This is a genomic window from Streptomyces sp. NPDC031132, from assembly GCF_055570595.1.
Genome location: NZ_JBVIGX010000001.1, coordinates 339543 through 352534, shown reverse-complemented (window position 1 = coordinate 352534; position 12992 = coordinate 339543). Strand labels below are relative to the sequence as shown.

The 12992-nt window shown below is 70.6% G+C and carries 11 protein-coding genes; 5 read left to right on the top strand and 6 right to left on the bottom strand.

Going from position 1 to position 12992, the window contains the following annotated elements:
- Positions 1-2: 2 nt before the first annotated feature.
- Positions 3-398: a MerR family transcriptional regulator gene (locus tag ACZ49B_RS01625; RefSeq protein ID WP_468299391.1), complete on the bottom strand. Its 396-nt coding sequence runs from the start codon at positions 396-398 to the stop codon at positions 3-5.
- A 367-nt stretch (positions 399-765) separates the two neighbouring features.
- Between ACZ49B_RS01625 and ACZ49B_RS01620 the strand changes: the two genes are divergently transcribed.
- Positions 766-1449 carry a helix-turn-helix domain-containing protein gene (locus tag ACZ49B_RS01620; RefSeq protein ID WP_468299389.1) on the top strand — a complete coding sequence of 228 codons (684 nt, stop codon included), beginning with the start codon at positions 766-768 and terminating at the stop codon, positions 1447-1449.
- Between the two features lie 32 nt (positions 1450-1481).
- Here ACZ49B_RS01620 and ACZ49B_RS01615 read toward each other — a convergent pair whose 3' ends face one another.
- Positions 1482-2507, bottom strand: coding sequence for an ATP-dependent 6-phosphofructokinase (locus ACZ49B_RS01615; RefSeq protein ID WP_468299387.1), 1026 nt, complete (start codon positions 2505-2507; stop codon positions 1482-1484).
- Positions 2508-2815: 308 nt separating this feature from the next.
- On the opposite strand from ACZ49B_RS01615, the gene pta reads away from it, so the two are divergent.
- From pta to pyk, 3 genes are all read left to right on the top strand, one after another.
- Positions 2816-4900, top strand: a complete 2085-nt coding sequence (pta, locus tag ACZ49B_RS01610; RefSeq protein WP_468299385.1) for a phosphate acetyltransferase — start codon at positions 2816-2818, stop codon at positions 4898-4900.
- A gap of 76 nt (positions 4901-4976) precedes the next feature.
- A complete protein-coding gene (locus ACZ49B_RS01605; RefSeq protein ID WP_468299383.1) occupies positions 4977-6194 on the top strand; it encodes an acetate kinase in 1218 nt (405 codons plus the stop codon).
- 61 nt (positions 6195-6255) lie between these two features.
- Positions 6256-7686, top strand: coding sequence for a pyruvate kinase (gene pyk, locus ACZ49B_RS01600; protein ID WP_468299381.1), 1431 nt, complete (start codon positions 6256-6258; stop codon positions 7684-7686).
- A gap of 127 nt (positions 7687-7813) precedes the next feature.
- Here the strand turns inward: pyk and ACZ49B_RS01595 are convergent, their stop codons facing one another.
- From ACZ49B_RS01595 to ACZ49B_RS01580, 4 genes are all read right to left on the bottom strand, one after another.
- A complete protein-coding gene (locus tag ACZ49B_RS01595) occupies positions 7814-9094 on the bottom strand; it encodes a hypothetical protein (protein WP_468299379.1) in 1281 nt (426 codons plus the stop codon).
- On the bottom strand, positions 9084-9656 hold the full coding sequence (locus ACZ49B_RS01590) for a DUF6114 domain-containing protein (protein WP_468299377.1): 573 nt from the start codon (positions 9654-9656) through the stop codon (positions 9084-9086). Before ACZ49B_RS01590 ends, ACZ49B_RS01595 begins: the two co-directional genes overlap by 11 nt.
- A gap of 114 nt (positions 9657-9770) precedes the next feature.
- On the bottom strand, positions 9771-10409 hold the full coding sequence (locus ACZ49B_RS01585; protein WP_468299375.1) for a DUF6230 family protein: 639 nt from the start codon (positions 10407-10409) through the stop codon (positions 9771-9773).
- Between the two features lie 607 nt (positions 10410-11016).
- Positions 11017-12021, bottom strand: a complete 1005-nt coding sequence (locus ACZ49B_RS01580) for a tetratricopeptide repeat protein (protein WP_468299373.1) — start codon at positions 12019-12021, stop codon at positions 11017-11019.
- Positions 12022-12281: 260 nt separating this feature from the next.
- Here ACZ49B_RS01580 and ACZ49B_RS01575 point away from each other — a divergent pair, with 260 nt between their 5' ends.
- Entirely contained in the window at positions 12282-12908 is a 627-nt protein-coding gene (locus ACZ49B_RS01575) for a TetR/AcrR family transcriptional regulator (RefSeq protein ID WP_468299371.1), read from the top strand.
- Positions 12909-12992 lie beyond the last annotated feature (84 nt).

Genomic DNA, 12992 nt, shown 5'->3' with positions numbered 1-12992 from the left:
TCTCACGGTCCGGTCATTTCACAGCGCGGCGACGCCGCCTGGCCGGCGGCCTCCTCGGCGGCGGTGAGCTGCCGCGCGACCTGCTCCCGTACGTCGGCCAGCTGGCCGATCAGCCCGTCGAGTTCCGCGAGCTTGCGCCGGTACACGGCCAGGGAAGCGGGACAGGAGTCCCCGGCGGGATGGCCTGCGCGCAGGCAGTCGACGAACGGGCGGGTCTCCTCCAGCTCGAAGCCGAAGTCCTGGAGCATGCGGATCTGGCGCAGCAGCCGCAGGTCGTCCTCGTCGTAGGTGCGGTAGCCGTTGCCGGTGCGGCGCGCGGGCAGCAGTCCGCGCGACTCGTAGTACCGCAGGGTCCGCGTGGTGGTTCCCGCCTGCTCCGCCAGTTCGCCGATGCGCATGCCCAGACGGTAATCCTTGACGCCGGCGTCAAGGCAAGGAGCGACTGCGGGATGAGGGGTGGGGCCCTCGCCACCCCCGTATGCGAGGGCCCCGACATGGATCACGCACCGGGCGGGAGGGCGGTTCAGGAGGGGGTGCGGGAGAACCGTGGAGAACGATGGAGATCCGTGGAGATCGTGCGCAGGGGTATCGCATCGGCAGGCCGGAACCGTAGGCTTGCCAATGGATCTAGAAATGATCCGATTACCGGACGGTCGCAGGGAAACCCGACCAAAGGGTCGAACTCCATAGGACTTTCCTACGAGTTCTGGGCTTGTTTGAACGGTCTGTAGTCGCCACCCCTTGGGCACTCCTACGGTGTGCCCTGTGCACTCCAGCCCTCCCTTCAATGCCCCCGCCGCGCGTCGCCTCCGCGCAGCCCTGGGCATGGCTCCCGGTCATGTCGCTTATGGCCTGCGCGCCCAGTACGGACTGATCGTCGAGCCCGAGACCGTGATGGCCTGGGAGCGTGGCGAGATATCGCCGAGTTCGGCAGAGCTGACGGCGCTCGCGGGCGTGCTCTGGTGCGCCCCCGGCGAGCTGCTCGCCGAGGCCGTGACCTTGCGGGAGCACCGGATGGCCCGCGGCCTGGCCGCGGACGAGCTGGCCCGGCGGATCGGGCTGGAGACGAGCGCGTACCAGAAGATGGAGGACACGGGGCGCTGGAAGGGCAACGAACGGCAGTCCGTGGCCCTGGCGCAGGTGCTCGGCCTGTCGCTGGCCCAGTTCGTGGCGGCGACCGGCAAGCAGGACGAGCTCGCCGAGCTGCTGCGCAATGCGGTGACCACGCGCTGGCAGGCGTACGTGAAGCCGCTGGCCAAGCTGCTCCCGGTGCCGAAGCAGCACCTGGAGCCGGTGCTGGAGCAGCTGCACGCGGACTACCAGTCGAAGATGGTGGCCACCTTGAGCTGGGGCGGCGCCTCGGGCTCGGCCGGTGCGGGGGACGCGGGCCGGGAGTTCCTGGCCGACATCGTGGCCCACTTCTGGGCCTTCGCGGGCGGCGCCCGCTAGGCGGCGTCCTGCCCCCCGCCCCGGGGGCCGGGTCAGAAGACCGACTCGGCCTCGTACATGCGGCCCTCCGGGACCGTCTTCAGTTCGGTGACCGCCTCGGCCAGCGGGGCCATCACGATGTCGGTGCCGCGCAGGGCGGTCATGTTGCCGAAGTCGCCGCGGTGGACGGCCTCCACCGCGTGCCATCCGAAGCGGGTGGCCAGGACCCGGTCGTACGCGGTGGGGACGCCGCCGCGCTGGACGTGGCCGAGGATGACCGGACGGGCCTCCTTGCCGAGGCGGTGCTCCAGCTCGGTCGCGAGGCGGTTGCCGATGCCGGCGAAGCGCTCGTGGCCGTAGGCGTCGATCGCGCCGCGCTCGTACGGCATCGAGCCCTCGGCGGGGTGCGCGCCCTCGGCGACGCAGATGACGGCGAACTTCTTACCCCGGGAGAATCTTTCCTCCACCATCTTCACCAGGTCGTCCACCTCGAAGGGGCGCTCCGGCAGGCAGATCCCGTGGGCGCCGCCGGCCATGCCGGACTCCAGGGCGATCCAGCCCGCGTGCCGGCCCATGACCTCGACGACCATCACGCGCTGGTGCGATTCGGCGGTGGTCTTGAGGCGGTCTATGGCCTCGGTGGCGACCATGACCGCGGTGTCGAAACCGAAGGTGCGGTCGGTGGAGGAGATGTCGTTGTCGATGGTCTTCGGCACGCCGACGACCGGCATCCCGGCGTCCGACAGCATCCGGGCGGCGGTCAGCGTGCCCTCGCCGCCGATCGGGATGAGGGCGTCGATGCCGTAGCGCGTCGCCAATTCCTGCGCGTTCTCGGCGGCTTCGTGCAGCCGTGCGCGCTCCATGCGGGCCGAGCCGAGGATCGTGCCGCCGCGGGCGAGGATGCCGCTGACGGCGTTGATGTCGAGGGGGCGGTGGTGGCCGTCCAGGAGGCCCTTGAAGCCGTCCTCGAAGCCGATGACTTCGTCGCCGTGACCGACCACGGCGCGGTGCACGACCGAACGGATGACAGCGTTCAGGCCCGGGCAGTCGCCGCCTGCGGTGAGAACTCCGATACGCATCGTGCTGTGTCTCCTGCTCCTGGTCGTACCGGGCCGTACGCGTGCGGGCGGACAGCCGTACATCTGAAGGGCGTATTGGTGAAGCCCTGTCCGATTGTTCCACGGGCCCGGGACGGGGCGCGTCCTGCGCTGCTCCGCCCACCAGGCCTTTCGGCCCCTCCGGCACTCCTTTTTCCGGCGGGCGCCCTATCTGGCCGCCAAGGTATTGTCAAGAGGTCAAGCCCACCCTATCGGGGAAAATCGACTCGGATCCGCCCGCCGGCCCGGCGGGCGGCACCCACATCCAGACCATGGGACGGAGAGCACGCGTGACGCGCAGCGTGTACGTGACCGGTATCGAGCGGGGGGACGGCCGGCAGGTCGTCGAGCTGGGGATCATGGAGCTGCTGACCCGCCAGACGGCGCGGGTCGGCGTCTACCGTCCGTTGCTGCACGACGGACCGGACCGGCTCTTCGACCTCCTCAAGGCCCGCTACCGGATCGACCAGGACGCCCGGGCGGCGTACGGCATGGAGTACCACGAGGCCTCCGCCATCCTGGCCGAGAAGGGCACCGACGAGCTCGTCTCCCGCCTGGTGGACGGCTACCACCGGGTGGCCCGTGACTACGAGGTCATGCTCGTCCTCGGCACCGACTACGCCGACACGAACCTCCCCGACGAGCTGGCGCTGAACGCCCGCCTCGCCAACGAGCTGGGGGCCGTGGTCGTGCCCGTCGTCGGGGGCACCAAGCACCCCGCCGAGTCCGTGCGCGCCGAGGCCCAGAGCGCCTTCCGCGCGTACGAGAGCCTGGGCTGCCACGTCGTCGCGATGGTGGTCAACCGGGTGGTCGCCGAGGACCGGGACGCGATAGCCGAGCGGCTGGCGGCCCGCCTGCCCGTCCCCTGCTACGTGCTGCCGGACGACAAGTCGCTCTCCGCCCCGACGGTCGCCCAGATCACCCGGGCGCTCGGCGGCGAGGTGCTCCTCGGCGACGACGCCGGGCTGGCCCGCGACGCCGTGGACTTCGTCTTCGGCGGCGCCATGCTGCCGAACTTCCTGAACGCCCTGACCCCCGGCTGCCTGGTCGTCACCCCCGGGGACCGCGCCGACCTGGTCATCGGGGCGCTGGCCGCGCACGCCTCGGGCACCCCGCCGATCGCCGGCGTGCTGCTGACGCTGAACGAGCGTCCGGGCCCCGACATCCTGACGCTGGCCTCGAAGCTGGCGCCGGGCACCCCGGTGGTCTCGGTGGCCGGCAACAGCTTCCCGACGGCCGCCGAACTGTTCTCGCTGCAGAGCCGGTTGAACTCCGCGACCCCGCGCAAGCTGGAGACCGCGCTCGGCCTGTTCGAGCGGCACGTGGACACCGCCGAGCTGCGCGGGCTGCTGTCGGTGGCCCGCTCCGAGCGCGTCACGCCGATGATGTTCGAGCACGAGCTGCTGGAGCGGGCCCGTTCCGAGCGCCGCCGCGTGGTGCTGCCCGAGGGCGGCGAGGAGCGCGTGCTGCGCGCCGCGGACGTGGTGCTGCGCCGCGGGGTCTGCGACCTGACCCTGCTAGGCGAGGAGCAGGCGATCCTGAAGAAGGCCGCCGACCTGGGCGTCGACGTCTCCGGCGCGCAGCTGATCGACCCGGCGAGCTCCCCGCTGCGGGAACGTTTCGCCGAGTTCTACGCCCAGGCCCGCGCCCACAAGGGCATGACCGTCGAGCTGGCCCTCGACGTGGTCACCGACGTCAACTACTTCGGCACCCTGATGGTCCAGGAGGGCCTCGCCGACGGCATGGTCTCGGGCTCGGTGCACTCCACCGCCGCGACCATCCGGCCCGCCTTCGAGATCATCAAGACGAAGCCCGACGCCTCGATCGTCTCCTCGGTCTTCTTCATGTGCCTCGCCGACCAGGTCCTCGTCTACGGCGACTGCGCGGTCAACCCGGACCCGGGCGCCGAGCAGCTCGCCGACATCGCCATCCAGTCGGCGGCGACCGCGGCCGCCTTCGGCGTGGAGCCGCGGATCGCGATGCTCTCGTACTCGACCGGCACCTCGGGCTCCGGCGCGGACGTCGACAAGGTCCGCAAGGCCACCGAGCTCGTCCGTGAGCAGCGCCCCGACCTGGCCGTCGAGGGCCCGATCCAGTACGACGCCGCCGTCGAGCCCTCGGTCGCCGCGACGAAGCTGCCCGGCTCCGACGTGGCCGGCCGGGCGAGCGTGCTGATCTTCCCCGACCTCAACACGGGCAACAACACGTACAAGGCCGTGCAGCGCTCGGCGGGCGCCGTCGCGGTCGGCCCGGTGCTCCAGGGGCTGCGCAAGCCGGTCAACGACCTCTCGCGCGGCGCGCTGGTGCAGGACATCGTCACCACCGTGGCGATCACCGCGATCCAGGCGCAGGGCACGCCGGCCCCCACCGCCTGACCCCTGTACAGCCCGCGCAGCCCGCCCGGCCCGGCCTCCGCCACCGAGCCTCCACCCCGAAGGAAAGACCCTCATCGTGACCACCGCATCGCGCATACTCGTCCTCAACTCCGGCTCCTCGTCGGTGAAGTACCAGCTGCTCGACATGGCGGACTCCGCCCGCCTCGCCGTCGGCCTGGTGGAGCGGATCGGCGAAGAGACCTCGCGCCTCGTGCACGAGCCGCTCACCGGTCCGGGCGCCGAGGGCGGCAAGCGCGAGCGGCTCGGCGCGATCGCGGACCACGAGGCCGCGCTCCGGGCCGTCGCGGCGGAGCTCGCCGCCGACGGGCTGGGCCTGGACTCCCCCGAACTGGCCGCCGTCGGGCACCGGGTGGTGCACGGCGGGTCCCGGTTCACGCAGCCGACGGTGATCGACGACGAGGTGCTGGCGGAGATCCGGAGCCTGATCCCGCTGGCCCCCCTGCACAACCCGGCGAACGTGACCGGCATCGAGGTCGCCCGCGCGCTGCGCGCGGACCTCCCGCAGGTGGCGGTCTTCGACACGGCGTTCCACTCGACGATGCCGGAGCACGTGGCGCGGTACGCGATCGACGCCGCGACGGCGGACAAGTACGCCATCCGGCGGTACGGGTTCCACGGCACCTCCCACGCGTACGTTTCGCGGGCGACGGCCGGGCTGCTCGGCCGGCCGGTGAAGGACGTGAACGTGATCGTGCTGCACCTGGGCAACGGGGCCTCGGCCTCGGCGGTCCGGGGCGGGGTGTGCGTGGAGACGTCCATGGGGCTGACCCCGCTGGAGGGTCTGGTCATGGGCACCCGTTCGGGCGACCTGGATCCGGCGGTCGTCTTCCACCTGGCGCGGGTGGGCGGCTTCTCGGTGGATGAGATCGATTCGCTCCTGAACAAGAAGAGCGGTCTGCTGGGCCTGTGCGGCGACAACGACATGCGCGAGGTGCTGCGGCGGGCGGGCGAGGGCGACGAGTCGGCGCGGCTCGCCTTCGCGGCGTACGTCCACCGCCTGAAGAAGTACATCGGCGCCTACTCGGCGGTGCTCGGCCGGGTGGACGCGGTGGTTTTCACGGCCGGGGTCGGCGAGAACGCGCACCAGGTCCGGGAAGCTGCGGTGGACGGCCTCGCGGAGCTGGGGCTCGCCCTGGACCCGGAGGCCAATGCCGTGCGCTCCCCGGAGCCGCGGCTGGTGTCGCCGGAGTACGCGCGGGTGGCGGTGGCCGTGGTCCCGACGGATGAGGAACTGGAGATCGCCACCCAGGCGTACGCGCTGGTTACTCAGTAGTCACTTGGACTTTCCACCAGACGGAATATTCCGCTACGAAACAAACCGATAGGATCCAGTCATGCGCCGTTCCAAAATCGTCTGCACGCTGGGCCCCGCCGTCGACTCGTATGAGCAGCTGAAAGCGCTCATCGAGGCAGGTATGAACGTGGCCCGATTCAACTTCAGCCACGGGTCCCAGGCAGAACACCAGGAGCGGTACGACCGCGTCCGGCAGGTCTCCGAGGACACCGGGCATGCGGTCGGCGTCCTCGCCGACCTCCAGGGTCCGAAGATCCGTCTGGAGACCTTCGCCGAGGGTCCCGTCGAGCTGGTGCGCGGTGACGAGTTCACCATCACCACCGAGGACGTCCCGGGCGACAAGTCCATCTGCGGCACCACCTACAAGGGCCTGCCGGGCGACGTGGCCAAGGGCGACCAGGTCCTGATCAACGACGGCAACGTCGAGCTGCGGGTGACCGAGGTCGAGGGCCCGCGGGTCAAGACCATCGTCATCGAGGGCGGTGTCATCTCGGACCACAAGGGCATCAACCTGCCGGGTGCCGCCGTGAACGTCCCCGCCCTGTCGGAGAAGGACGTCGACGACCTCCGCTTCGCCCTGCGGATGGGCTGCGACATGGTCGCCCTGTCCTTCGTCCGCGACGCCAACGACGTCAAGGACGTCCACAAGGTCATGGACGAGGAGGGCCGCCGGGTCCCCGTCATCGCCAAGGTCGAGAAGCCGCAGGCCGTCGAGAACATGGCGGCCGTGGTCGACGCCTTCGACGCGGTCATGGTGGCCCGTGGCGACCTGGCCGTCGAGTACCCGCTCGAGAAGGTCCCGATGGTCCAGAAGCGGCTCATCGAGATGTGCCGCCGCAACGCCAAGCCGGTGATCGTCGCGACCCAGATGATGGAGTCGATGATCACCAACTCGCGCCCGACGCGCGCGGAGGCGTCCGACGTCGCCAACGCGATCCTCGACGGAGCGGACGCGGTCATGCTGTCGGCCGAGTCCTCGGTCGGCGCCTACCCGATCGAGACCGTCAAGACGATGTCGAAGATCGTCACGGCGGCCGAGGAGGAGCTCCTCTCCAAGGGCCTCCAGCCGCTGGTCCCGGGCAAGAAGCCCCGTACCCAGGGCGGCTCCGTCGCCCGCGCGGCCTGCGAGATCGCGGACTTCCTCGACGGCAAGGCGCTCATCGCCTTCACCCAGTCCGGGGACACCGCCCGCCGCCTGTCGCGCTACCGCGTGACCCAGCCGATCCTGGCCTTCACCACCGACGTCAACACCCGCAACCAGCTCACGCTGAGCTGGGGCGTCGACTCCTACATCGTGCCGCACGTGGACACCACCGACGCGATGGTCGACCTCGTGGACGGCGAGCTGCTCAAGCTGGGCCGCTACAACGAGGGCGACACGATGGTCATCACCGCCGGCTCGCCCCCCGGCGTCCCGGGCACGACCAACATGGTCCGCGTCCACCACCTGGGCGGCCAGTCCCAGGGCTGACACCGCACGGTGTGACTCTGCCGCACAGAGACCGAGGGCGGCACCCCGATCCTGAGGAGGATCCGGGGTGCCGCCCTCGGTGCGTGGACGCGGTGCGCGGGGCCGTACGGGACTGCCCCGTACGGGACTACTCCGGCGGGCCGATGTAGTTCTTGAGGCCCGGGACGGTGAGCGTGCCGCCGAACTGGCCGGCCTGGACGACCTTGACGTTCGTGAAGAACGCGAACGGGACGTTCAGGGGCGGCGGGCTGTTCGGGGTGAACTCGATCGGGATCAGGCCGAAGAGGTTCCCCTTGAGGCTCTCGGTGTACATCGTCACCGTGCCGCCGCGGATCTTGGAGGTGGAGCCGGAGCGGGACTTCAGGTGGGCGACGTTCCCGCTCTTGCCGACCGTCTGGTAGAGGTCCTTGATGTCCAGCGAGTCCGCCGTGAACTTCAGGACCTTCTTCGTCTTGCCGCCGGCCGTCTTCACCTCGACGATGCCGTGGTAGTCCAGGCCGTAGAGGGTCAGCAGCGAGCTGTCGAGGTACCAGGGCTCGTCCGGCAGGAGCGGGATGCCCGGCTCCAGCTCGGCGTCGGCCAGCGCCTTGGCGTCGTACGTCGGGCAGGGGAAGGGTTGCTTCCCGTCCGCGTCCTTCGTCTCCTCGGGCTTCGGCTCGTCCTCGTCCTCCGTCTTGCCGGTCTCGTCCTTCGGCTTCGTCGCGGTGTCCTTGACGTCCTGGGACAGCTCCTTGACGTCGACGCCGGCCTTCTTCGCCGCGTCGCGGATCGCGTCCGTGGCAGGGTCCGGTGCGGGCTTGGCCGGGGAGGACGGCTCGGCCGTGGCCGTCTTGGACGGCGTGGGCGTCGGGGTCGCCGGCGGCTTCGCGGTCTCGAGCGGCTTGGTGATCCCGTCGACGATGCCCTTGAGCGCGTCTCCGACGCCCAGCGGGTCCAGCGGGTTCGGGGTCTTGGACGCGGACGGCGCGGCGGCCGGGGCCGACGGCTCGGTCTGCTTCGACGCGGTGGTGGGACCGGCCGGCTTGCTGGCGGAAGGCTTCGGGGCCGGCGGGGTGACGCCGGGCTTCGGGGCCTTGGACGCACCGGGCGAGGGAGTCGCGGTGGGCGACGAGCTCGGCGAGGGCGACGTGGAGGGGCTCGGAGAAGCCGACTCCGCGGGTTCGTCGGACCGCGTCACGCACGGGCCGGGCGCGAAGGGGATCTCGTGGTCGTCGGCGAGGGCCAGCTTCGGGGCCACGCCCATCCCGACGAAGACCGCGGTCGGCATGGCCGCCAGCGCCATCGTCTTGCCGACGGGTATCTGGATCTTGTTCAGCAGCGACTTCCGGGGCGCGGCGTGCCGCGGGCCCCTTCTTTCACGGGACTCTGCGCTCGGGGCCACGCCCCGCTGCGTCTCGTCACCCCGCACTGTTCCTCCCGCCATCGGCGTGGGCAGTCGTCTCGCTCGCGTATGCCGTTTCCGTCTCACGGGGCGCCGGGATGCCCGGAATGCCCTGGGGGCTGTCCTCCATGGCTGCCGACTTGCCGGCGCCGCCGTCCGGGACGGCGGTCTCTTCCACCGGGTTGCCGGGGACCCACGACAGTGCGAGGGCGCCGCCGACCATGGAGAAGATGAAGCCCAGGAAGAACCCGCCGAGGTTGGACACCGGCAGGGACACCAGGGCCAGCAGGATCGAGGCGACCCCTGCGAAGACGCGGATGCTCTGCTGGAACCAGAGGGCCAGGCCCAGCGTCATCAGCAGGATGCCGATGATCAGCGAGCCGGATCCGGTCGTCGTCGCCATCGCGAGAGTGACGTTGCCCAATCGCATGTCCGCGTACGGGAAGTACACGATCGGGACACCACCGAGGAGCATGAACAGGCCTGCCCAGAAGGGACGGCGGCCGCGCCAGGCGTAGAAGTGGTAATACGCCACGGTGAGCAGAGCATCATCAGAGCGGCGAACGTAGACCGGGGCCTGGTGGTTCATGGACTACAGCTCCCTGGAAACGGTGGTACGGAGAACTAGGTGGAGCCCCGGACGGGCGGGCGGAATCGGCTGCAGCCGGCGCCGACCGCCCCTCCGGTCACGCTCCGGGACGGATTACTTCTCGTCCTGGTAGCACGGCTGGTCGCCGCCGAGCAGGCGCAGCTTGAGGTCGGGCAGCTTGAACGTACCCGCCGTCGTCGCCCACGCCTTCTGGCGCACGTTCGACAGAATCGCCTTGTCGGCGCGCTGGGAGAACGCGTAGGGGCTCGCGACCGTACCGGCCTGCGGCTTGGTCTTGTGGCTCGAGTCGCCCACGGCGACACCGATGTCCAGGTTCTTGAACTCGGCGTCGGTGTCGAGCTCCGCAACATCCAGGTAGATGTTGTCGGCGACGGCCGGCGTGCCCTTGTGGCCCGTCCGCAGCTGCAGCGTGATGTTGCCCAGCGGGGTCGGGGTCACCAGCGACTGGCACATGTTGGTGATCTCGGCGTGGCTGAACCCGGAGATGGTCACCGGGTGGTGCGCAGCGTTGCCCTTGAGGTCGTGACCCTCGGCGATACCGCCGTACTGAATGAGGTTGTCACCGTCGAGCTTGTCGGCCGAGACCTTGAAGTCCTGACCGGACACGGCGAAGGACGCCGCGAGGGCACCCTGCGCCAGACCCACACCGACCGCGGCGGTTGCCGCGATGCTCGGCACCATGACGAGCGCGAAGCGCTTCCATCTGGTCCCGCCACGAACCTGAGAACTCATTATTCGTTCCTCCTTCTCGGACGTACATCTCCGGTCCGGGCCGTACCCGTCCTGGGATGGGAGAAGTGCTACGTCCTCGGGAAGGAGCGCAGGCGGCCGAGCCGCGACAGAGCCGCGTCCGGTACACCGGCGTTCACCCCCGAGCGACAACCACTGGGTCACGCGTTCGCGCAACCAGGAGGACAGGCTCCGCCGGTGTGGCGAAGACCCCCCTGTCCCACAGCCGGTGACACTGCCACCGGCCGGCCCGGTGGGGACCCTCCACCGCGGCTCCGGATGAGCGGCACTGCGGGAAGGACCGAGCGTCGCCGATCGTGGTCCATTCCAGGCCGGGGCACAAGGGGGTTCGTTACTGGCGGGTAACGGCAAGATAACCGGGGATCGACCCGGCGCCATCGGGTGACGACGCAGGGTGTCACCAAGGGCCACGACAGAGCGGGGGATTTACGAACACACCGGACAGATCACGGGGTTCCACTTACTGCGAGTAACAGCGGCCGCAATTGCCAAGTTTTGGCAAAGTGCGGCCGCTGTTTATCTACGTGTCAACAAATCACCGGTGGTCCGGCGGCTTCCGGACGCCTCCGGAAGGGACACGGCGCGGGCTCTAGAACAGCACCCGCGCGAGCGCCGTACGCGCCGCCGCCACCCGGGGGTCGTCCGCCCCGATGACCTCGAACAGCTCCAGCAGCCGCACCCGTACCGCGTCGCGGTCGGCGCCGGCCGTCACCCGGACCGTGTCCACCAGGCGCCCGAAGGCGTCCTCCACGTGGCCGCCAACCAGATCCAGGTCCGCAGCGGCGATCTGGGCCGCCGGGTCCTTCGGGTCCTCGGCCGCCGCGGCGCGCACCGCCTGAGGGTTCATGTCCTTGACCCGGGCGAGCAGCTCGGCCTGGGCCAGGCCCAGCCTGGCCTCGGTGTTGGCCGGGTCGTCCGCCAGTACGTTCTTGTACGCCTGCACCGCGCCGGCCAGGTCACCGGCGTCCAGCGCGACGACGGCCGCCTCGAGCAGCGCGTCGTACGGGCCCTCCGGGGCCGGGGCCTCGGCGGCCGGGGCGCCCGCGGGGACGCCCTCGGCGTTCGGGTCCACCTCGATGCCGATGATCCCGAAGCGCTCCTCGGCGACCTGGACCAACTGTGCCAGGGTCGCGCGGATCTCCTGCTCGGGCGCCACGCCCTGGAACAGCGGCAGCACCTGGCCCGCGACCACGGCGAACACGGCCGGGATGCCCTGGATGCCGAACTGCTGCATCAGCATCTGGTTGGAGTCGACGTCGACCTTGGCGAGGAGGAGGCGGCCGTTCGCCTCGATCGTCAGGCGCTCGAGCAGCGGGCTGAGCTGCTTGCACGGCTCGCACCACTCGGCCCAGAAGTCCAGGACGACCGGGACCTCGGCGGAGAGCTGGAGGACGTCGCGTTCGAAGCCGGCCTCGTCGACGTCGATCACGAGCGCGGACGGCGGCAGGGCACCGGCGGACGCGGGGGCGCCACCCTGGGCGGCCTGGCGGGCCGCTTCGGCACGGGCCTGCTCGGCCTTCGCCTTGGCCTCGCCGGCCGCCTTCACCGCGGCAAGGTCGACGACGCCGCTCATGGACATGTTTCTGGGCTGCATGCGTACATCCTCCCCCGTGTGTGCGCGCCGACGAAAAAGATCGGCCGAAATGCCTTCTTGCCCGCGTCGGACCGATCGGTTGTGCGGTGGTCGTATGGTGTGGCGCCGGGTCCCCACCTGGCGCCGGTAGCTCTTCGCGTGGTCGTCGCTCTTACGCTACGAGCCGTAGCGTAACTCCTCGCGGCCGTTCGCGCCCCGTGATCTCAAGCACAGCATTTCGCAGGCCGTCGGTTCCGCTACCGACGGGTATGGTCTGCGCCATGCGCAACCCCAGCCCCCCGACCGGACGCACCGGCCGCCCCCGCAGCGCCGCTGCGGACGCGGCCATCCTCGCCGCGACGCGGGACGCGCTGGTCGAGCTGGGCTGGTCGAAGCTGACGATGGGCGACGTGTCGGCCCGGGCCGGAGTCGCCAAGACCACCCTCTACCGCCGCTGGGCGGGCAAGAACGAGCTGGTCGTGGACGCCGTCGCGGAGCTCTTCGACTCCCTCGAGCTCCCCGACCTGGGGTCACTCGAAGCCGACATAGAGAACGTGGTCCTCCAGTTCGCGGCGCTGCTGCGGAGGCCGGAGGCCCGTACGGCCCTGATGGCGGTCGTCGCCGAGTCCACCCGGGACGAGGCCCTGCGCGACCGGATCCGGTCGGCGATCGTGGACCGGCAGAAACGTCTCGTCGTACTGGGCCGCGAACGGGCCCAGGCCCGCGGGGAACTCCCGTACGAGGAGGACGAGAGCCTCGCCGGCCCGACCACGGACCTGATCTTCGACGTGATCGCGGGCACGGTGGTCCACCGCGCGCTGGTCAGTTGCGAGCCGGTGGACGAGGCCTGGGTGTCCACCTTCACGGCCCTCCTGATGCACGGCCTCCAGGGCCCGGCCCACGCCTGAGCCCCGGATTCGGCCCGGGCGAACGGAAAGGCCGGTCACGGCCGCCCCCGCAGGGGCTGCCACGACCGGCCTTCCGCGCACGGG